The sequence below is a fragment of the Tropicibacter naphthalenivorans genome, from assembly GCF_900176475.1.
Classification (GTDB): Bacteria; Pseudomonadota; Alphaproteobacteria; order Rhodobacterales; family Rhodobacteraceae; genus Tropicibacter; species Tropicibacter naphthalenivorans.
Map to the genome: position 1 here is coordinate 54,522 of NZ_FWXX01000001.1, position 19,799 is coordinate 74,320.

Annotated in this window: 20 protein-coding genes; 8 read left to right on the forward strand and 12 right to left on the reverse strand. The window is 62.4% G+C overall.

Annotated elements, in window-relative coordinates; all coding sequences use genetic code 11:
• Nucleotides 1-183 precede the first annotated feature (183 nt).
• Genes fdxA through B9A11_RS00210 form a run of 4 tightly spaced genes read right to left on the reverse strand, consistent with a single transcriptional unit; the run spans nucleotide 184 to nucleotide 4,500 of the window.
• Nucleotides 184-522, reverse strand: coding sequence for a ferredoxin FdxA (gene fdxA / locus B9A11_RS00195; protein WP_058246351.1), 339 nt, complete (start codon nucleotides 520-522; stop codon nucleotides 184-186).
• Nucleotides 523-580: 58 nt separating this feature from the next.
• Complete coding sequence (locus B9A11_RS00200) at nucleotides 581-964, reverse strand: RNA-binding S4 domain-containing protein (protein WP_058246350.1); 384 nt, start codon at nucleotides 962-964, stop codon at nucleotides 581-583.
• A gap of 3 nt (nucleotides 965-967) precedes the next feature.
• A complete protein-coding gene (locus tag B9A11_RS00205; protein WP_058246349.1) occupies nucleotides 968-3,928 on the reverse strand; it encodes a helicase-related protein in 2,961 nt (986 codons plus the stop codon).
• 20 nt (nucleotides 3,929-3,948) lie between these two features.
• Entirely contained in the window at nucleotides 3,949-4,500 is a 552-nt protein-coding gene (locus B9A11_RS00210) for a tetratricopeptide repeat protein (protein ID WP_234988697.1), read from the reverse strand.
• A gap of 87 nt (nucleotides 4,501-4,587) precedes the next feature.
• On the opposite strand from B9A11_RS00210, the gene B9A11_RS00215 reads away from it, so the two are divergent.
• The 7 genes from B9A11_RS00215 to B9A11_RS00245 all read left to right on the forward strand — a co-directional run bounded on the left by B9A11_RS00215 (nucleotide 4,588) and on the right by B9A11_RS00245 (nucleotide 12,080).
• Nucleotides 4,588-4,878: an SCP2 sterol-binding domain-containing protein gene (locus B9A11_RS00215; protein ID WP_058246347.1), complete on the forward strand. Its 291-nt coding sequence runs from the start codon at nucleotides 4,588-4,590 to the stop codon at nucleotides 4,876-4,878.
• Nucleotides 4,878-5,840: an alpha/beta fold hydrolase gene (locus tag B9A11_RS00220; protein WP_058246346.1), complete on the forward strand. Its 963-nt coding sequence runs from the start codon at nucleotides 4,878-4,880 to the stop codon at nucleotides 5,838-5,840. The genes B9A11_RS00215 and B9A11_RS00220 overlap by 1 nt, the downstream gene beginning before the upstream one ends.
• 52 nt (nucleotides 5,841-5,892) lie before the next feature.
• Nucleotides 5,893-6,891 carry a ligase-associated DNA damage response exonuclease gene (locus B9A11_RS00225; protein ID WP_058246345.1) on the forward strand — a complete coding sequence of 333 codons (999 nt, stop codon included), beginning with the start codon at nucleotides 5,893-5,895 and terminating at the stop codon, nucleotides 6,889-6,891.
• Nucleotides 6,888-8,477, forward strand: coding sequence for an ATP-dependent DNA ligase (locus tag B9A11_RS00230; protein WP_058246344.1), 1,590 nt, complete (start codon nucleotides 6,888-6,890; stop codon nucleotides 8,475-8,477). Before B9A11_RS00225 ends, B9A11_RS00230 begins: the two co-directional genes overlap by 4 nt.
• A gap of 60 nt (nucleotides 8,478-8,537) precedes the next feature.
• Nucleotides 8,538-9,395, forward strand: a complete 858-nt coding sequence (locus B9A11_RS00235) for a hypothetical protein (RefSeq protein WP_058246343.1) — start codon at nucleotides 8,538-8,540, stop codon at nucleotides 9,393-9,395.
• A 106-nt stretch (nucleotides 9,396-9,501) separates the two neighbouring features.
• A complete protein-coding gene (locus B9A11_RS00240; RefSeq protein ID WP_058246342.1) occupies nucleotides 9,502-11,316 on the forward strand; it encodes a M3 family oligoendopeptidase in 1,815 nt (604 codons plus the stop codon).
• Nucleotides 11,316-12,080: an HNH endonuclease gene (locus B9A11_RS00245; RefSeq protein WP_083499752.1), complete on the forward strand. Its 765-nt coding sequence runs from the start codon at nucleotides 11,316-11,318 to the stop codon at nucleotides 12,078-12,080. The genes B9A11_RS00240 and B9A11_RS00245 overlap by 1 nt, the downstream gene beginning before the upstream one ends.
• Before the next feature lie 5 nt (nucleotides 12,081-12,085).
• On the opposite strand, the gene B9A11_RS00250 is transcribed toward B9A11_RS00245, so the two are convergent.
• Nucleotides 12,086-12,355 carry a DksA/TraR family C4-type zinc finger protein gene (locus B9A11_RS00250; protein WP_058246340.1) on the reverse strand — a complete coding sequence of 90 codons (270 nt, stop codon included), beginning with the start codon at nucleotides 12,353-12,355 and terminating at the stop codon, nucleotides 12,086-12,088.
• 110 nt (nucleotides 12,356-12,465) lie between these two features.
• Between B9A11_RS00250 and B9A11_RS00255 the strand changes: the two genes are divergently transcribed.
• Nucleotides 12,466-12,981, forward strand: coding sequence for a glutathione peroxidase (locus tag B9A11_RS00255; protein WP_058246339.1), 516 nt, complete (start codon nucleotides 12,466-12,468; stop codon nucleotides 12,979-12,981).
• Between the two features lie 66 nt (nucleotides 12,982-13,047).
• Here the strand turns inward: B9A11_RS00255 and B9A11_RS00260 are convergent, their stop codons facing one another.
• The 7 genes from B9A11_RS00260 to B9A11_RS00290 all read right to left on the reverse strand — a co-directional run bounded on the left by B9A11_RS00260 (nucleotide 13,048) and on the right by B9A11_RS00290 (nucleotide 19,745).
• On the reverse strand, nucleotides 13,048-13,287 hold the full coding sequence (locus B9A11_RS00260; protein ID WP_058246338.1) for a YdcH family protein: 240 nt from the start codon (nucleotides 13,285-13,287) through the stop codon (nucleotides 13,048-13,050).
• Nucleotides 13,288-13,432: 145 nt separating this feature from the next.
• Nucleotides 13,433-14,107, reverse strand: coding sequence for a thermonuclease family protein (locus B9A11_RS00265; RefSeq protein ID WP_058246337.1), 675 nt, complete (start codon nucleotides 14,105-14,107; stop codon nucleotides 13,433-13,435).
• A gap of 54 nt (nucleotides 14,108-14,161) precedes the next feature.
• Nucleotides 14,162-15,814: a choline dehydrogenase gene (betA, locus tag B9A11_RS00270; RefSeq protein ID WP_058246336.1), complete on the reverse strand. Its 1,653-nt coding sequence runs from the start codon at nucleotides 15,812-15,814 to the stop codon at nucleotides 14,162-14,164.
• 21 nt (nucleotides 15,815-15,835) lie between these two features.
• Nucleotides 15,836-17,293 carry a betaine-aldehyde dehydrogenase gene (betB, locus tag B9A11_RS00275; protein WP_058246335.1) on the reverse strand — a complete coding sequence of 486 codons (1,458 nt, stop codon included), beginning with the start codon at nucleotides 17,291-17,293 and terminating at the stop codon, nucleotides 15,836-15,838.
• Nucleotides 17,294-17,359: 66 nt separating this feature from the next.
• Nucleotides 17,360-18,865, reverse strand: coding sequence for a choline-sulfatase (gene betC / locus B9A11_RS00280; RefSeq protein WP_058246334.1), 1,506 nt, complete (start codon nucleotides 18,863-18,865; stop codon nucleotides 17,360-17,362).
• On the reverse strand, nucleotides 18,862-19,434 hold the full coding sequence (gene betI, locus B9A11_RS00285) for a transcriptional regulator BetI (protein WP_058246333.1): 573 nt from the start codon (nucleotides 19,432-19,434) through the stop codon (nucleotides 18,862-18,864). The genes betC and betI overlap by 4 nt, the downstream gene beginning before the upstream one ends.
• A gap of 113 nt (nucleotides 19,435-19,547) precedes the next feature.
• Nucleotides 19,548-19,745 carry a hypothetical protein gene (locus B9A11_RS00290; RefSeq protein WP_058246332.1) on the reverse strand — a complete coding sequence of 66 codons (198 nt, stop codon included), beginning with the start codon at nucleotides 19,743-19,745 and terminating at the stop codon, nucleotides 19,548-19,550.
• Between the last annotated feature and the right edge of the window lie 54 nt (nucleotides 19,746-19,799).

Here is a 19,799-nt window from a genome sequence, read left to right on the forward strand (position 1 = left end):
TGTCGTGTTAAATCCCCAATGCCAAAGTGGCTTGGCGCGCTGCATACAATGTCTTCATGTGAGGACAGAGCATATCACAAAAACGCGCCCCATCCTAGCGCCACGCTCAGATGGAAAAGGCCCGTGATTACAGGCCGTTAGCGCGCCCATCACGGACGCGCGACAATTTTTACCCGAATCGGATCAACCGCCCTCGCCGGGCTTTTCCGAGAAGTACTTGGTCTTCTTGTCGGTCTCGCCGTCGCGCTCTTCGGCTTCGGGCAGCGGGTCTTTCTTGGTGATGATGACCGGCCACTCTTCGGAGTATTTGCGGTTGAACTCGACCCATTTTTCCATGTCCGGCTCGGTGTCCGGGCGGATCGCATCGGCGGGGCACTCGGGCTCGCAGACGCCGCAGTCGATGCACTCATCGGGGTGGATCACCAGCATGTTTTCACCCTCGTAGAAGCAATCCACGGGGCACACTTCGACGCAGTCGGTGTATTTGCAGGCGATGCAGTTGTCGATGACGACATAAGTCATGGGAGGTCTCGTCCGTATTAAGGCGCTGTCGACGACTTAGCTAGACCAGCCCAGCGGATCATTCAAGCGTCCGGGACCGATCAAGATCGAGTTTCCTGCGATCGCGTTTGGTGGGACGCGCATTGCCTTCGATCCGGGCGATTGGCGGAACGGGTTTCTTTTCCTGGGTCTCTGGCGGGGACAAATCTTCGTACAGGGCCTGCGCCTCTGGGGCGGGGCCGCGGCGGGTGCCACATGCGACGATTTTGACCACCCGCACCAGCCGCCCTTGCGGAAAGCTCAGGACATCCCCCGGCCCCACCGCGCGGCTGGCCTTGGACACATGGTCCGAGTTGATGCGCAAATGCCCGCCGGTGACGCAGGCGGCGGCAAGGCTCCGGCTTTTGAAAAACCGGGCCTGCCACAGCCATTTGTCCACACGGATGCGGGCGTCGTCGGTCACGACTTACGACTTGTCCTTGAGCCCCATCAGAGCGGCTGCAAAGGGGTTGTCGGGGTCGATGGCCTTTTCCTTTTTCGGCGGACGGGCCGAGAAGGTCTTGGGGCCGTTGCGGTCGCCCTTGGGGCCACCTTTGCCCTTGGGCTTGCCCTTGCCACGCGGCTTGTCGCCACCGCGCTGCTCGTTCGGCTTGGCGTCGCGGCGCGGGCCGCGCTGCTGACCGCCGCCACGGCGCTGCTGGTTGCCACGGTTGCCACCCCAGGTGAAGGTGTAGAACACCTCGGTCTCGGGGCCCGCGATGCCGGCGTCCGGCGCGGTGCCGGGCAGGATTTCCTCGGCCGGGGTGTCGGCGATCACATCCGCCGAAGCGGTTTCCGCCGGGTCGGTGGCGATGGGCGCCTCGCCGTGGTCGTCCAGTTTCTGAACGGCCTCGGGCAGATCGGCGGCCTCGGGGGCGTCCGCAGCGCCGACTTGCGCGCCCGGAGCGGCCTCTTGGCCCTTGTCAAAGACCGGCGTGTCCTCGGTGGACACGGTGTCCTCGGCAACAGGCGCGGCCCCCTCTTCGGGCGCGACAACGACGTCGACCGGCTTCACCTTTTGACGCTCACCCTTTTCGGCGCGGTAGCCCAGACCGCCCATGAGGTCGGCGAACTGTTCCAGCGTCATGCCGGTGATCGACAGCATGTCGGCCTTGGCCTCAAAACCGCCACGGCTGTCCTCAGAGCGGATCATATCCGCCAGACGTTCCAGCATGTCGATGCGAATCGCCCGTGCGCCCGCCTTGCGGTAACCCGCCAGCGTGTAATGCTGCGCCGGAACCGCGTCGATGTTCGGCACGGTGACCAGACCCGGAGGCGGCGCTTCGGGGAAGTCCTCAAGACCGTTGGCAAGGCTCCAGAGCACCAGACGCAGGCGCGTCGGCGCAGGCTTGAGCAGCAGCGGCATAAAGATGGTGTACTGGCCGAAACGGACGCCATGCTTGCGCAGCGCGCCGCGCGCGTCCTGATCCAGCGCCTTGACGTCGTCAGCAACCTCAGCGCGCGGGATCACGCCCAGCGATTCCACCAGACGGAAGGCGAACCCACGCGAAAGGCCGGTCAGCGCCTCGTCGTCGCGCATCTTGATCAGCGGCTCGAACAGCGCGGCAATCTTGCGGTCCATAAAGTGCTGAAGGCGGCGTTCCACCTTTTGCGCCACATCGGGGCCTGCCTCTTCGTCGACAAAGGCGACAACGCGCGGTTTGAGCGGATCATCGCCCTTGGCCAGCTTGCCCACCGCCTGGTCGCCCCACATCAGGCCACCCTGTTCGGTGAAATCAATTTCGGTGTCCGGCGCGTTATAGAACCGGTCCGCGCGCAAATGGAAATGCGGAGCGAGCGCCTGCAAGGACGCCTGACGCAGCGTCTTGGCCTCCTGGCCCGTGGCGTCCTTGTCCTGACGGAACCGGAAACCTTCCAACTTGCCGACGGTATGCCCTTCGACGGTGACTTCACCCTGATCGTTCACTTCGGCCAAAAGGGCCTCCTTCTGTTTCAACCGCCGAAGCAGCACGCTGGTCCGCCGGTCTACAAATCTCTGAGTCAGACGTTCGTGCAAAGCATCTGACAGGCTGTCTTCTACAGCGCGCGTCGCCCCGCGCCAATGGTCTTCGTCTTTAACCCAACCACGCCGTTGCGCAACATAGGTCCATGTACGGATATAGGCGAGACGTTTCGATAATGTGTCAATGTCGCCATCTGTCCGGTCAATGCGGTTCACCTGCCGCGCCAGGAAATCGTCCGGCACGTGGCCGGTCTGGTGCAGGTGTCCAAAGATAACGCCCAAGAGGCCCGCATGTTCCGCCGGGCTGATGCCCCGGAAGTCGGGAATGCGGCAGACGTTCCACAGCAGCTGCACCGATTGCCCGTCAGAGGCCCGCGCCCGCACCTCTGTGTCCGAGGCCAAGGCCCGCAGCGCGCGCAGGTCGTCCGCCTCGCGCGCTTTCATCAAGACTTCGCCGGTGGGGCTTTGGTCGAGGCTACGTTCCAGCGCGTCGATGCTGCCGAATTGCAGCGCCGGGTTGCGCCAGTTGAGTTTCTTGAGCGGGGTAAACGAGTGGTTGCAGATGGCGTCGGCCACGTCCTCGTGGATCGGCCCCGCCTCGCCGGTAACCCCGAACGTGCCGTGGCTCATGCCCCGCCCTGCCCGGCCCGCGATCTGCGCCAATTCGTTCGGCATCAAGGGGCGCATCCGCCGTCCGTCGAACTTGGACAGGCTGGAAAATGCGACGTGGTCAATATCAAGGTTCAACCCCATCCCGATCGCGTCGGTGGCCACCAGATAGTCGACCTCGCCGTTCTGATAGAGCTCGACCTGCGCGTTGCGGGTCCGAGGGCTCAGCGCCCCCATAACCACCGCCGCACCGCCCTTTTGACGCTTCAACAGTTCGGCAATCGCATAGACATTATCAATAGAAAATCCGACAATTGCTGTACGATTGGGCAGGCGACTTATCTTTTTGGAACCAGAATAGGCCAATTGGCTCATTCTCTCACGGCGGACAAATTCGACGCCGGGAACCAGAGCGCTGATCGGCCCGCGCATGGTGTCAGAGCCTAGGAAGAGCGTCTCATGGGTGCCGCGCATCCGCATCAGGCGGTCGGTGAACACATGCCCGCGCTCGGGGTCGGCGCAGAGCTGAATCTCATCGACCGCGACGAAATCGGCGCCCATGCCTTCGGGCATCGCCTCGACCGTGCAGACCCAATACTGGGCGCGCGGCGGCACAATGCGCTCTTCGCCCGTGACCAAAGCCACCACCGAAGGCCCCTTCAGCCCAACGATCTTGTCATAAACTTCGCGCGCCAGCAGGCGCAGCGGCAGACCGATGATGCCAGAGCGATAGCCGAGCATCCGCTCAATGGCGTAGTGGGTCTTGCCGGTGTTGGTCGGGCCGAGAACGGCCGCGATCCGCTTTTGCATGGCCATGCGTGGGGCCGCCTTTTATGTCAGAGCTGGACGCCCTTTACCTCAACTTCCAGCCGCTTCATGGCCTCGATCACTTCCGAGTCATGCGGCCGCAGCTGCAATACCTGTTCATAGGCCTCGTAGGCAAGAAATGGGTTGCCGGTCTGCTCGTTCAAGGCACCCACCCCCTTGAGCGCCGCGAAATGATGCGGGTTCAGGGCAAGGACACGCTCCAACGCTTCCATGGCCGGACCAAACCGTTCCGCCTGATAATAGGCCAGGGCCAGCCCATGCCAGCCCTCGGCGAACTCCGGCGCGTGGTCCGTCAAAGCGCGAAAATGTTCGGTCGCTGCCGAAAGATTGTCCACCGCCAGCGCATCCTGCCCCCGTTTAAGCAGCAAATCCATCGCCGCAGAGCCGCTTTTCGACCACTCGGTGAACAGCTGATTCTCGAGCCTTTGGGCGATTTCGGCGTTTTCCGCCTGCGCCAACTGGTCCAGTAGGTCGTCTGCGCGAGTTTGCGCCCATAAACCCGCAGGTAGGGAAATCATTACTATAGTGGCAAATGCCGTGACGGTAGATTTGTAATCCATGGGACCCGTGCTCATAACTTGGTTCGAGTGTAGCGCCTGTGTGCCGGTTTGCCAGCGCACAAATTCTTGAGACTGTAAGGAGCAACTATGAGCGACACCGTTAACGAAGCTGTCAAAGCCCTGAACGCCAAACTGGACGGCGAAGGGTTCGACGGCACCGCCAAGTTCGTGATCGAGGACGAAGGCAGCCTGATCATCGACGAAAACGGCGCCCATGCCGGGGACGAAGACGCGGATGTCACCCTCAGCGCCTCGCAAGAGACGTTCGAAGGCATCCTGTCCGGCGATCTTGATCCCACCTCTGCGTTTATGTCCGGTAAATTGTCTGTTGACGGCGACATGGGCGCCGCAATGCGTTTGGCACAGGTTCTGTCGTAATGAAGTTTCCCCCCGCACCCTTTTATTCCGATCTCTCCGAAGGCCCCGCCAATGCGCGCGGCTGGTGGGCGACGACCTCTGACGGGCTGCGCGTGCGTGTCGCGCACTACCCGTCCGATGGGGCGCGGGGGACCGTCCTGCTGTTTCCGGGACGTACCGAATACGTTGAAAAATATGGCCGAACCGCCGCCGATCTGGCCGCAGCGGGCTATCACACCCTGTGCATCGACTGGCGCGGCCAAGGGCTGGCCGACCGGATGCTGGACGACAGCCGCACCGGCCACGTCGACGTTTTTGCCGACTATCAAAAAGACATCAAAGCCATGCTGGAGCTGGCCGATTGGCTCGAAGTGCCCGGCCCGCGCCACCTGATTGCGCATTCCATGGGCGGCTGCATCGGCCTGCGCGCCCTGATGGAGGGGCTGGATGTGGCCTCGGCGGTGTTCACCGGCCCGATGTGGGGCATTCGCCTCGCGCAGCCCGTGCGCCCCGCCGCCTGGGCGCTGTCCCGGCTGTCGAAAACCGTCGGCCTCAGCCATCTTTACGCGCCCGGCACCAAACCCGTCGCCTATGTCGTATCCGAACCGTTCGAGGGCAACACCCTGACCACCGACGCCGATATGTTCGACTATATGCGCCGTCAGGTCGTCGCCATCCCAGAGCTGCAACTGGGCGGCCCCTCGCTGCATTGGCTGCACGAGGCGCTGTCCGAGACACGCGAACTGGCCCGCTGCAAATCCCCCGACGTGCCCTGCATCTGCTTTACCGGCACCAATGAACGCATCGTCGACGTGGACCGCATTCGTGACCGCATGGCGCGCTGGCCGCACGGTCATCTGGAAATGGTCCCCGAGGGCGAACATGAAATCCTGATGGAAGACCCGGCCACCCGCGCCCGCGTCACCGCCCAGATGATCGACCTCTTTCAGGGCGCAGGCCAAGCGCAGGCGTTATCTGCCTAAACCACCCGCTTAAACCACTGGAACCAAAGCGCGCGCCGCCTATTATCAACTCATGCGCGCGCCCGTTCTGACCTTTACCGACCACGGCATCTACTGCCCCGCTGGCGATTTCTACATCGACCCGTGGCGGCCGGTTTCGCGCGCGCTGATCACCCACGGCCATTCCGATCACGCCCGCCCCGGTATGGGATCGTACCTGGCGACCGACGCCGCCTTGCCGATCATCCGCCACCGCCTTGGCGAGATCACCGCCGAGGGCATTCCCTACGGCGAGACACGCCGGATCGGCGGGGCGAGCGTGTCCTTTCACCCCGCGGGCCACATCCCCGGCTCGGCGCAAATCCGCGTCGAGGTGGCGGGCGAAGTCTGGGTCGCCTCGGGCGATTACAAAGTCCTGCCGGACGGGCTGTCCGAAGCCTTTGAACCGGTCCCCTGCCACAGTTTCATCACCGAAAGCACCTTTGGCCTGCCGGTTTTTCGCTGGCCAGACCAGACAGAGGTCGCCCGCGAGATGACCGCTTGGTGGGCCGCCAATGCCGCCGCCGGGCTGACCACCTTTCTGGGCGCCTACTCTCTGGGCAAGGCGCAACGGCTGCTTCGGATGCTGGAGCCCATCGGCCCGATCCTCACCCACGGCGCGGTCGAGGCAAGCAACGCGGTGCTGCGCGCCCAAGGCTATGATCTGCTAGAGACACTCCCCGTGACGCCCGACCTTGATGTCAAAGCGCATCCCGGCGCGCTGGTGCTCGCGCCACCGTCGGCGCTGGGGTCACAGTGGGCCCGGCGGTTTGGCAAGGGCAGCACAGGCTTTGCCTCTGGCTGGATGCGCCTGCGCGGGGTGCGGCGGCGGCGGTCGGTGGATCGCGGCTTTGTCGTCTCAGACCACGCCGATTGGGACGATCTGCACCAAGCCATCAAGGCCACAGGCGCAGAAAACATATATGTTACACACGGTTACACGGATATCTTCACCCGTCACTTGATCGATCAGGGGTACAATGCCCAAGTGGTCCCGACGCAGTTCGGCGAGACCGAGGAAGAGCCCGCATGAAACGCTTTTCCGCGCTGTTCTCCGCGATTGACCAAAGCACAAAAACCACCGTGAAAACAAAGGCTTTGGCCGAGTTTTTCGCAACCGCCCCGGACGAAGACAAGCTGTGGACCATCGCACTGTTCTCGGGGCGTCGTCCCAAGCGCGCGGTGACAACAACGCAGCTGCGCGAATGGGCCGCCGAGGTGGCGGGCATCCCGCTGTGGCTGCTGGAAGAAAGCTACCCCATCGTAGGCGATCTGGCCGAAACGATTGCATTGATCCTGCCCGAGGCCACGCAGACCTCTGATCACAGTTTATCCCATTGGATCAATACCCTACACGCACTTCATGACATTCCGGCCGAGGACCGCAAGGCGCAAATCCTGGCCGCTTGGGATCAGCTTGATCCGACCGAACGGTTCTTGTTCAACAAGCTCATCACCGGCGGCTTTCGTATTGGTGTCAGTCGCAAGCTGATGACCCGTGCGCTGGCGCAGGCCACCGGACAGGATGAAGCCGAGCTTGCCCACAAACTCATGGGCGACTGGACCCCCGCCACCACCACCTACGCCTCCCTGATCGAAGCGGACGACCCGGCGGCGGCGCAGTCGCGCCCCTATCCGTTCTACCTTGCGCATCAGCTAGAGGACGCCCCGGAAAACCTCGGCGCGCCAAGCGATTGGCAGGCGGAGTGGAAGTGGGACGGCATCCGCGGACAGCTGATCATCCGCGACGAGCATCACCTGTGGTCCCGCGGCGAAGAGCTCATCACCGACCGCTTTCCAGAGTTCGCCCGCGCCAGGGATTTCCTGCCAAAGGGCACCGTTCTGGATGGCGAGATCGTCACGTGGGACGGCACCGCCCCCATGCCCTTTAGCACGCTGCAACCCCGCATCACGCGCAAGACCGTGCCCAAGAAACTGCTCAAGGAGGCCCCGGTGATCCTGCTCGCCTACGACCTTTTGGAACATCAGGGCCAAGACATCCGCAATCAGCCGCTGGAACAGCGACGCGCTGCGCTGGAGACGCTGCTTGACGCCATGTCAAGTGACGCCCCCGTGCGAGCTTCGCCCGCTATCACCTTTGACTCGTGGGAAAATCTCAAAGCCCTTCGCCAGACCTCGCGTGAGATGCGCGCCGAAGGTTTGATGCTCAAACGCAAGGCATCGCCCTACTTGGCAGGGCGTAAAAAGGGCGATTGGTGGAAGTGGAAGCTGGACCCGCTGACCATCGACGCGGTGATGATCTATGCCCAACAGGGCCACGGCCGCCGCGCCAACCTCTTCACCGACTTCACCTTTGCCGTCTGGAAAGGCAACGAACTGGTCCCCTTTACCAAGGCCTATTCGGGCCTGACCGACAAGGAATTCGCGCAGATCACCGCTTGGGTCCGCCGCAATACGCAAGCCAGGTTTGGCCCCGTCCGCCAAGTCACGCCCGAGCATGTTTTCGAGATCGCCTTCGAAGGCATTCAGGCCAGCCCCCGCCATAAATCCGGCATTGCCCTGCGGTTCCCACGCATGGCCCGCTGGCGGCAGGACAAACCCGTGCAAGAGGCCAACACTCTGGACGATTTGCACGCCATGCTGGCCACTTACGGCTAAAAGCTCTTTCCCACCCCCTCCCCCCGTGCCATTCTCGCTGCAAAGCAGAAAGCCCCCGATATGCGCCACGCCCTGATCGCTCTTTTCCTTGCGCCACTCGCCGCGCAGGCCCAGTCCTTGGACGTCACGGGACGCATCGCGCTGGGGGCGACGGACGCCTATGCGCATGGCGGGATCGGCACCGCCGATGTCACGCTGAGCCTGCCCATCACGCAAAGCGCGCCCCTAGGGTTCGAGATGGGCACCTACCTGTTTGCCCGCGACGGCAAGCGCCCGCATGAAACCTACGCCGCCTTTGTCTGGAACGATCAATGGCGCGCGGGCGTGGTGCGCCCCGCCTATGACAGCGTGCTGACCTCGGTGTTTGAACGCAGCGCGCCCTTCCTCGCCTACACCCGTGCCGAGTTCACGCGGGCCGAGACGACCACCGCCGCCATGCGCCGCACCGCCGTGCCTTGGGGGCTGAGTTTTACCAACACGGCCAATGGCTTGGGCTACGCAGTGTCGATCCATGACGCCAGCAAGGGCGACTTTCGCTCGGCCTCTGTTGCGCTGACCCAAGGTGCCGGCGCATGGCAGATCGCCGCCGCCATCGAGGGCGTCTGGAGCCGCAACAACACCTACGACGGGATCAACGCCAAGCTGGGCGCCCAGTATGACGCAGGCGGCCTGCGCGCCACGATCGCCTACCTGCACCCGGACGCCAACAACCGTCCCGACGCCATCGCCCTGAGCGCCCAGTACGACTGGACCAAGCTGTCCGTCGGCGTCATGGGCGAATTCACCGACGCAGGCCAGGACGATGCCTATGGCCTGTCTGCCGAGGTTCGCCTAGGCGGCAGCACCGGCGCAATCCTGTCGGCCACGGACGGCGCGGCGGGTCCGGCTTGGCACCTGACGCTGGACCACCAGTTCTAACACCTGCACGAAAAATTCACGTACATCCCTTAGCGATCCTGCGGCAAAGGCTTGAACCTTGCCTATGGGGGCGCTTACCTCTCGGGGACACAAATAGGAGACAGACATGACCATTCAGCCCACCTTTGACGCCAACGCCAATGCCGGTGGAAAGGATCTGGGCGGCCTGCCCGAGTGGGATCTGACCGATCTGTATCCGTCGGACGACGCCCCCGAGCTGAAACGCGATCTGGACTGGCTCGAAGAGGCCTGCCGCAGCTTTGCCGCCGATTACGAGGGCAAGCTGGCCACGCTGAGCGCCGATGAGCTGCTGACCTGCGTGCAGCGCAACGAGCGGATCGACAATATCGCCGGGCGGATCATGTCCTTTGCGGGGCTGCGCTATTACCAGCTGACCATCGACGCCGAGCGCGCCAAGTTTCTGTCCGATTGCCAGGAAAAGATCACCAACTTCTCGACGCCTCTGGTGTTCTTTACGCTTGAGCTGAACCGCCTCGAGGACGACCATCTGGACAAGCTTTTTGCCCAGAATGGCGATCTGGCGCGCTACAAGCCGGTGTTCGACCGCATTCGCGCCATGAAGCCCTACCAGCTGTCCGACGAGCTGGAAAAATTCCTGCATGATCTGGGGGTTGTGGGCGACGCTTGGGAACGGCTGTTCGACGAAACCATCGCCGGACTGACCTTCACCATCGACGGCGAAGAGCTGAACATCGAAGCCACGCTGAATTTCCTGACCGAGCAGGACCGCTCCAAGCGTGAGGCCGCTGCCCGCGAGCTGGCCCGCGTTTTTGCGGATAATATCAAGACCTTCGCCCGCGTTCATAACACGCAAGCCAAGGAAAAAGAGATCCTTGATCGCTGGCGCGGGATGCCCAGCCCGCAGATGGGCCGCCACCTGTCGAACCACGTGGAACCCGAGGTGGTCGAGGCGCTGCGCAACGCCGTGGTCGACGCCTACCCGCGCCTGTCGCACCGCTATTACGCGCTGAAAGCCAAGTGGCTGGGGCTGGAGACTATGGAGGTCTGGGACCGCAACGCGCCCCTGCCCATGGAAACCGACCGCATCGTCGGCTGGGACGAGGCGCGCCAGACGGTGATGGACGCCTACAACGCCTTTGACCCGCGCATGGGCGAGATCGCCACGCCCTTCTTTGACAAGGGTTGGATCGACGCGGGGGTGAAACCCGGCAAGGCGCCCGGTGCATTTGCCCACCCCACCGTCACCGACGTGCACCCCTACGTGATGTTGAACTATCTCGGAAAACCCCGTGATGTCATGACCTTGGCGCATGAACTGGGCCACGGCGTGCACCAGGTTCTGGCCGCAGGGCAAGGCGAGATGCTGTCCTCGACCCCGCTGACCCTCGCGGAAACCGCGTCTGTCTTCGGCGAGATGCTGACCTTCCAGACCATGCTCGACAAGGCCAAGGATGACGCCGAGCGCAAGGTCCTGCTGGCCGGCAAGGTCGAGGATATGATCAACACGGTGGTCCGCCAGATCGCGTTTTACGACTTCGAATGCAAGCTGCACGACGCGCGGCGCGGCGGCGAGCTGACCCCGGACGACATCAACGCGCTTTGGATGTCGGTGCAGGCGGAATCGCTTGGGCCGGTGTTCGACTTCATGGAAGGGTACGAGACCTTCTGGGCCTACATCCCGCATTTCGTGCACTCGCCGTTCTACGTCTATGCTTACGCGTTTGGCGACGGTCTGGTGAACGCGCTCTATGCCGCCTACCAGGAACAGCCCGAAGGCTTCCAGGACAAGTATTTCGACATGCTCAAGGCGGGCGGGTCCAAGCACCATTCCGAGCTGCTGGCCCCCTTTGGTCTGGATGCCTCGGACCCCAAGTTCTGGGATAAGGGCCTGTCGATGATCGAAGGCTTCATCGACCAGCTTGAGGCGATGGAAGCTTAGTGCCAGAACTCAGCATCAAAATTGTGAAGGAAGCGGCGGAGCGTTTTTTAGACGCTCCGCATTCCGCTGAGCGCCTAAAAAACAATATCAATTTAACCGCCCTCTTGGCTGACGGTAGGTTTAAAATTGCTCCAACAGGCTGGATACTCTCTGAAATTAACTACCCTGGAAGTGCCGCAAAACGTAGCAACCATTCCGTTCCAACTGTCGCTCGCAACAATTTTGAGGCGAAACTCCGAAAACTAGGATTCACAAGAGTCTCCGAATCGGATCCGGCGTTCCAGTCCCTTGTCGATCAATGGTCCGAGGCGGCTGAGCCCGGCGAGAGGAAAATATACCCCGTCTTCCTCGTCGCTCCCAACATTGTAGAGTCTGACGAAAACGTCGCTTTTCCTTCAGAAATTGAATCCCTTCCAGACAAAGAAGGTTCTGCCGTACAGATCACGACCAATCGCTATGAACGAAACCCCGCTCTTCGTACAGCCTGCATCAAACACTGGCGAAGCAAACACCATGGCTCTTTGAATTGCGCATCCTGCGGCTTTGATTTCGAAAAAACGTATGGACCACTCGGTGAAGACTTCATTCACATCCATCATTTGGACCCACTCGGGAACGGGCAGGAGGAACGTTTGGTAGATCCAACCAAAGACCTCATTCCGCTCTGTCCCAACTGCCATGCAATGGCACATCGCAACCTACGAATGGACGAACCACCAAGGACCGCAGACGAATTATCAAATATCCGAAAAGCTCGTGAATGAACCCGTCACTTCAACTGGCTGTCCTTGGACCCACGCCGGTTATAGCTAGATGCGCGCACCTCGCGCCCCTGCCGTTCGGACGCGCATTCCACGCACAGCTTGACTCCCGGCAACGCCAGACGCCGTTTTTCGGGGATCTCCTCGCCGCATTTCGCACACTCTAGAAAGCTCTCACCGGACGGCATCCGGCGCAGCTTCATGCGGTCCAGTTCCTCCTGGATCGAGGCTTCCATCTGCTCGTTTTCCGCGCCATCGCGGCTCCAACCACCGGCCATGTCCCACCTCTTTTGATCGCCCCACTGCACCACAGCCAGCGGCCTGTTTGCAAGCGTGGTTTGACCTTTCGCGCGACGCGCCTAGATCAATGCGAAACCGGAGACACGCCATGACCCGCCTTGCCGCCCTGTTCCTTGCACTTGCGCCGCTTGCCGCCCACGCCGCGCCGAGCTTTACCTTTGACAATATCGACGGCGGCACCCTGTCGCTGGACGACCTGCGCGGAAGCCCCGTCCTGGTGGTCAACACCGCCTCGCGCTGTGGGTTCACGCCGCAATACGACGGGCTGCAAGCGCTGCAAGACACCTACGGCGCGCAAGGGCTGGTGGTTCTGGCAGTGCCCTCGAATGATTTCCGCCAAGAGCTGGCGACCGGTGAGGCGGTCAAGGATTTCTGCGCCATCAACTTTGACCTGACGCTGCCGATGACCGACATCACCCATGTCAAAGGCCCGCAGGCGCACGCGTTTTACCAATGGCTCAAGGACACCCAAGGCTTTGAACCGTCTTGGAATTTCAACAAGGTGCTGCTGGATAAGGACGGCGAGTTCGTCGCCAGCTTTGGCTCGACCGCCCGCCCGCAGTCGCGCCCCATCACCTCGGCCATCGAAGCGGAGCTTGAATAGAAAACCCCCCGGCCAATCTGACCGGGGGCCTGTGAACCAAGTTCAGAACATCGTTCAGAACACTGTTCAGGATGCTTTCAGCAGCCCGTAAATCTCATCCTTCAGGGCCGAGCGTTCCTTGCGCAGCTGCTCTTCGGCCAGCTGTTCCATCGGCTCGACGTTGGTCTCTGCGCGGTGCACCTGACGGTTCACCTCGTGGTACTTGTCAGCCAGCTTGGCGAAATGCGCATCGGACGTTTTCAGCGCCGACATCTTGTCAGCGAATTCCGGGAACTCTTCGTGAAGCTCATGCGGGGTGTGGGACATTTGCGTCTCCTCCTTGTCATCTTGTTCGCAGTCAGAATGCCCCCAAGCGCAAAACAAGACTTTGACATCAATCAATCAGACAAGGTTTTCGGCGCAAAAATGCGAAGGGCCAGGGAGACCACTAACCCTTTGAATTTAAACACCTTTATTTCTTGGCCCGGCGCCATCCGCTGTCGATGGCATCCCTTTCGCTACAAAAATAACGCTCGCCCTTCTCCGGGGAAATCACCGTATCCAGGTAATACTCCTGCCCCGGAACGTGGTAGATTTTCTCGCCGCTGCGCAGGCTGATGTTGCCTTTGATCTGGCAATCTTCGGGCACCGAAGCTGCCTTTTGCGCGCGCAGCCCATCGCGGGCCGCCTTGCGAAAAGTTGCAGGCGTGGCGACGCCCGTGCCGAACAGACCGGCTTTGACATTGCGCGCGTGTCGCTCGTCCCCGACATAGTTCATGGAATACTTGGGGTAGGCAAAGGCCAAACCGCCGCGCACCAGCTCGCGGTTCAGGTCTCGTTCGCCGTCGTAACAGACCGCCACCATGCGTCCGTAGCGATCCACGTCACGCTCAAAGCACGACAGATCGCGCCCGCCATAGCGCGCCTTGACCTCGGCAGTCACCCACTTGCCGCAAGGCCACATGGGCGCGCCCTGCCCGCCGCACATCTGGTTTTTCTCTACGGCATCAATGCCATGCAGGCGAATGCGCACGTCGTCGATCACCAAGGTATCGCCGTCGACAATATAGGCCGGACCGGTCACCGCGCGTTCGGCAGAGGCAGCGCTGGACAAGGCCAGCGAAAATATCAGGGCAAGTCTTAACATGCAGTTAAGATCGGCAATTCAGGCCAAAGTTTCAACCCTAGCCTGAATTAATGATTAACGCTGCGAGGTCTCCCACGCGGGATTCACCCAAGGCTCGGCGTTTTCGGCGGGCAAACGCCGCCCCAGCACGTGATCGGCGATCTTTTCGCCCACCATAATCGACGGCGCGTTAAGGTTTCCGTTGGTAATCCGTGGGAAAATCGAGCTGTCGGCCACACGCAGCCCCCGCACACCGATCACGCGGCCTTCGGGGTCGACCACGGCCATCGGGTCGTCCGCCCGCCCCATCCGGCAGGTGCCGCAGGGGTGATAGGCGCTTTCGGCGTGCTGGCGGATAACCTCGTCAAGCTGGTCGTCGCTCTGCATCGCCTCGCCCGGCTGAATCTCGTGACCGCGATAGGGGGCAAAGGCCTCTTGCCCGAAAATCTCGCGCGTAAGGCGAATGGCCGTGCGGAATTCCGTCCAGTCATCAGGGTGCGACATGTAGTTAAAGAAGATCTTCGGCGCGGTCTCTGGGTCGTTCGAGCCAAGGGTGATCGCCCCGCGAGACTTGGACCGCATCGGGCCGGTGTGGGCCTGAAAGCCATGGCCCTCGGGCGCGACCTGCCCGTCGTAGCGCACGGCGATGGGCAGGAAATGGTATTGAATATCAGGGTATTGCACGCCCGCCGACGAGCGAATGAAACCGCAGCTTTCGAACTGGTTCGACGCCCCGGGCCCGGTGCGGGTCAGCAACCAGCGCGCGCCCACATAGGCTTTGCCCAAGAGGTTCCAGTATTTCGCCAGCGACACCGGCTGCGTGGCGGCCATCTGGATATAAAGCTCGAGGTGGTCTTGCAGGTTTTGCCCCACGCCCGCGCGGTCGGCGACAACCTTGATCCCATGTTCGCGCAAATGCTCCGCCGGGCCGATGCCAGAGTGCATCAGCAAGGCCGGAGAGTTGATGGCGCTAGCGGCCACGATCACCTCGGCGTTGGCGCGGATCACATCGACACGCGCGCCCCGGCGCAGTTCGACCCCCACGGCGCGCCCGTCTTCGATCACCACACGCCGCGCCAGACCGCGCACAAGCTGCGCGCCTTTTTGCACGGCGGGACGCAGGTAAGCCTTGGCGGCGGACCAACGCTCGCCCTTCCAGACCGTCATGTCAAAGGCGCCAAAGCCCTCTTGTTGCTGGCCATTATAGTCGCCGGTCACGGGATAGCCCGCCTGCCGCCCCGCCTCGACAAAGGCCTGCGTCAGCGGGTTGTCGCGCTTGCCGCGCGTGACGTGCAAAGGCCCACCCTGCCCGCGCCACGCGGCGTCCCCGCCGTGCCCGCCGTCGTGCCAGTCTTCCATGCGCTTGAAGTAGGGCAGAACGTCGGCGTAGCCCCAGCCGTCCGCGCCCTGATCCCGCCAGTGCTCATAGTCCAGCGCATGGCCGCGCACGTAGATCATCCCGTTGATCGAGGACGACCCGCCAATGACCTTGCCGCGCGGGGTGGCCATGCGGCGCCCGCCCAGCTGCGGCTCTGGCTCGGACCGGAATCCCCAATCGTACATCTTCATGTTCATCGGGTAGCTGAGCGCGCCGGGCATGTTGATGAACGGCCCCCAATCGCTGCCGCCATGTTCGATGACAATCACCGATTTGCCCGCCTCGGTCAGGCGATAGGCCATGGCGCAGCCCGCGCTGCCCGCCCCGATGATCACGTAATCCGCTTGCATGTGCTTGATCCCCTTGGGCTTTTAAAAGGCCGCTTCGACGTCGCCCATGCGGACGTAGACGCTTTTGAGTTGGCTGTAGTGTTCGATGGCCGCCTTCGAGTTTTCGCGCCCGACGCCGGACGCCTTGACCCCGCCAAAGGGCAGTTCCACCGGCGCGTCGTTGTAGCTGTTGATGAAACACGACCCGGCGCGCAGTTGGCCGATCACGCGATGGGCGCGGCTGATGTCGCGGGTAAAGACCCCGGCGGACAGGCCGAATTCGGTGGCATTGGCGCGGGCGATGACCTCTGCCTCGTCGTCGAATGTCAGCACCGCCATGACCGGGCCAAAGATTTCCTCGCGGGCGATGGTCATCTCGTCCGTGACGTCGGCAAAGACGGTGGGCTGGATGTAAAAGCCCGCGCCTTCGGGCGTCTCGCCCCCGGCGATCAGGGTTGCGCCTTCGGCCTTGCCCTTGGCGATATAGCCCTCGACGATGTCACGCTGGCGCTGGGACACCATGGGGCCGATGTTGGTGGCCTCGTCCTGCGGGTCGCCCATGACGATCCCGGCCATGCGGCCCTTGAGGCGCGCAAGGAAGGCGTCCTTGATGCTGGAATGCACAAAGACCCGCGTGCCGTTGGAACAGACCTGGCCCGTCGAGTAAAAATTGCCGTTGATCGCGCCGCCGACGGCGTTGTCGATCTCTGCGTCTTCGAATACGATCAGCGGGGATTTGCCGCCCAGTTCCATGGTGACGTGCTTCATGCCCTCGGCGGCGGCGGCATAGACCTTGCGGCCCGTGGGCACCGATCCGGTGAGCGAGACCTTGTCGACGCGCGGCTCTGTCACCAGCTTGCCGCCCACCGCGCCCATGCCCTGGATCACGTTATAAAGCCCCGCTGGTGCGCCCGCCTCGTGCAGGATTTCCGCGACTTTCAGCGCGCAAAGCGGCGTGGTTTCCGACGGTTTAAAGATCATCGCATTGCCGCAAGCCAGCGCAGGCGCGCCCTTCCAGCAGGCGATTTGCGTCGGGTAGTTCCACGCGCCGATGCCCACGCACAGGCCCAAAGGCTCGCGCACCGTATAGCCCCAGTCGCCGCCCAAGTTGACGTGCTCGCCCGTCAGGCTGCCCGCCAGACCGCCGAAATACTCCAAAGCATCCGCGCCCGAAGTCGCATCGGCCACCAGCGTTTCCTGCAAGGGTTTGCCGGTGTCAAAAGTCTCCAAAACAGACAATTCATGGTTGCGCTCGCGCATGATGTCCGCGGCACGGCGCAGCACACGGCCCCGCTCTGTCCCGGACATTGCGGCCCACTGAGCCTGCGCGCGGCGGCCCGAGGTGATGGCCGCCTCGATCACCGCATCGGTGGCCGCATAAACGCGGGCGATGACCTCGCCGGTGGCCGGGTAGATCACCTCGATCAGCTCACCGGCGGTGTCTTCGAGGTAGGCGCCATCGACGAAATGGCTGGCTTTGGGTTGCGTATCATACGCCATCAAAAAACTCCTTTCGGGGCGCGGTCCCTGCGGGCGCACCTGAGATTAGTGCGGAACGTCAGAGGGTTAATCGCCGCGCGGGAAGCGCTGGCTTTCCTCGAGATCGTTCAAATCCATGTGGTTGCGCATGTAGCGCTCGGACGCATCGCGCAGCGGCTGGAAGTCCCACGGGAAATAACCGCCCAGCCGCAACGCCTCGTAGACGACCCAGCGGCGGGCCTGCGATTGCCGCACCTCGGCGTCGAAACGGTCCAGATCCCAGCGGGCATCGGCCAGCGTTTGAAAGTGTTTCAGCGTCTCGGCATGGGCCGGATCACCCGCGAGGTTCTGCAACTCATGCGGGTCCGCCTCCAGGTCGAACAGCTGTTCGGGGTCCAGCTGACAGCGGGTGAATTTCCACCGCCCTTCGCGCAGGCACACCATCGGCGCATAAGACGCCTCGGCGGCGTATTCCATCGCCACGGGGGTGGTGCGCGCCTCGCCCTGCATCTGCGGCACGAGCGACTGCCCCGCCGTCCAAGGCTCCACCTCGGACATATCCACCCCGGCCAAATCGCAGAGCGTCGGGCAGACGTCGATGTTGGACACCGGCTCGGTGACCAAACCGCCCTCGCCCCCCGGCACGGCGATCATCATCGGCACCCGCGACGAGCCCTCAAAGAAGGACATCTTGAACCACAGGCCGCGCTCGCCCAGCATGTCGCCATGGTCGCTGACAAAGACCACGATCGCCTCTTGGCGGGTGTCTTCGAGCACCTGCAACAGCTCGCCGATCTTATCGTCGAGGTAACTGATGTTGGCGAAATAGGCGCGGCGCGACCGCTGAATATCGTCTTGCGTGATGTCAAAGTTGCGCCAGTCGTTGGCGTCGAAAATGCGCTTGGAATGCGGGTCGTGATCCTTGTAGTCCATGGCGGGGACTTCGGGCAGCAGATGGTCGCAATCCTCGTACAAATCCCAGTACTTACGCCGCGCAACATAGGGGTCATGCGGGTGGGTAAAGCTGGCCGTCAGGCACCACGGGCGGTCGTCCTTGCCGCGCGCCAGATCATAGAGTTTCATCTTGGCGTTATGGGCGACCTCGTCGTCATATTCCATCTGGTTGGAAATCTCGGCCACACCGGCGCCGGTCACCGAACCCATGTTGTGATACCACCAGTCGATGCGCTCGCCCGGCTTGCGGTAATCGGGGGTCCAGCCGAAATCGGCGGGGTAGATGTCGGTGGTCAGGCGTTCCTCAAAGCCGTGCAGCTGGTCCGGCCCGACAAAGTGCATCTTGCCCGACAGCGCGGTGTAATAGCCCGCGCGGCGCAGGTGGTGCGCGTAGGTGGGGATGTCGCTGGCGAACTCGGCGGCGTTGTCATAGACGCGGCTGACGCTGGGGAGTTGCCCCGACATATAGGACGCGCGCCCCGGCGCACACAAAGGCGAAGCGGTATAGGCATTGCGAAACCGGGTCGACCGTGCGGCCAGCGCCTTTAGGTTGGGCGCGTGCAACCATTCTGCCGGGCCATCGGGAAACAACGTCCCGTTCAACTGGTCCACCATAATGATCAGGATATTCGGTTTCATTGTGCCTCCGGGGTTAACAAAGCCTGTGCCACGCTCAGAACCTGCGCCTGAGCATCCCCTATCCCCGCCCCGCCAAGCGCGGCGCGCAGGTACACGCCGTCGATCAGCGCGCCGAGCGTGTCGGCGGTGGCCTCTGGGGTCGCGGTGCGCCCGCGCAAAGCGTGGATGAGATTGGATCGCAAACGTCCTTGGTAGATGCGCAGCAGGCGGGCCGCGTCGGGGTCGCGCTGCGCAAGGACGTAAAAGTTCAGCCACGCCGAAATCGTCGCGGGCTGGAAATGGGAAGGGTCGAGGTTGACGGCGATCAACGCCTCGAGCCGCGCCTCGGGGGCGGCGTCTTGCAGCGCCGCGCGCACGTCTTGGCCGTAGTCGGTCAGGATTTGGCGCATGGCCGCGAGGAAAATCTGCGCCTTGGAGCCGAAATAATGGTGCGCGAGCGCGCTGGACATCCCGGCGCGTTTGGCGATCTGGCTGACGGTCACGTCAAGCGATCCGGCTTCGCCGATCACTTCGATGGTGGCAGCGACCAGCGCCGCCCGTCTGATGGGTTCTTGTCCGACCTTGGGCATGAATCCGGTTTGAAGTTTATTGACTGACGCGTCAATAAAAATTCATCCGGCGCAAACCCGCAGATGCAGGACGCGCCTGTTTAGAGCCCAAAACCGACCTTCAAACGACCGCTTTAGATGGCAATCGTGCCCAAAACTTCGTTTTTCGGCAGTTTTGCGACCTCGATTCCCTCGTCCACCCGGCGCAGGTTGTAGCCGTAACCGCGCATCCGGAACCGCCATTCGGCCTCGGACAGGGTCTTGGCGCGCTCGTCCAGCAGGAACTCGGCGATTTCCAAAAGGTCGTGTGTGACCTTGTCGTTCGTAAACATGTCTGCATTCCCTCGAATTTATCTTTATTTTTCGAGGGTCCGCGACAATCGGGG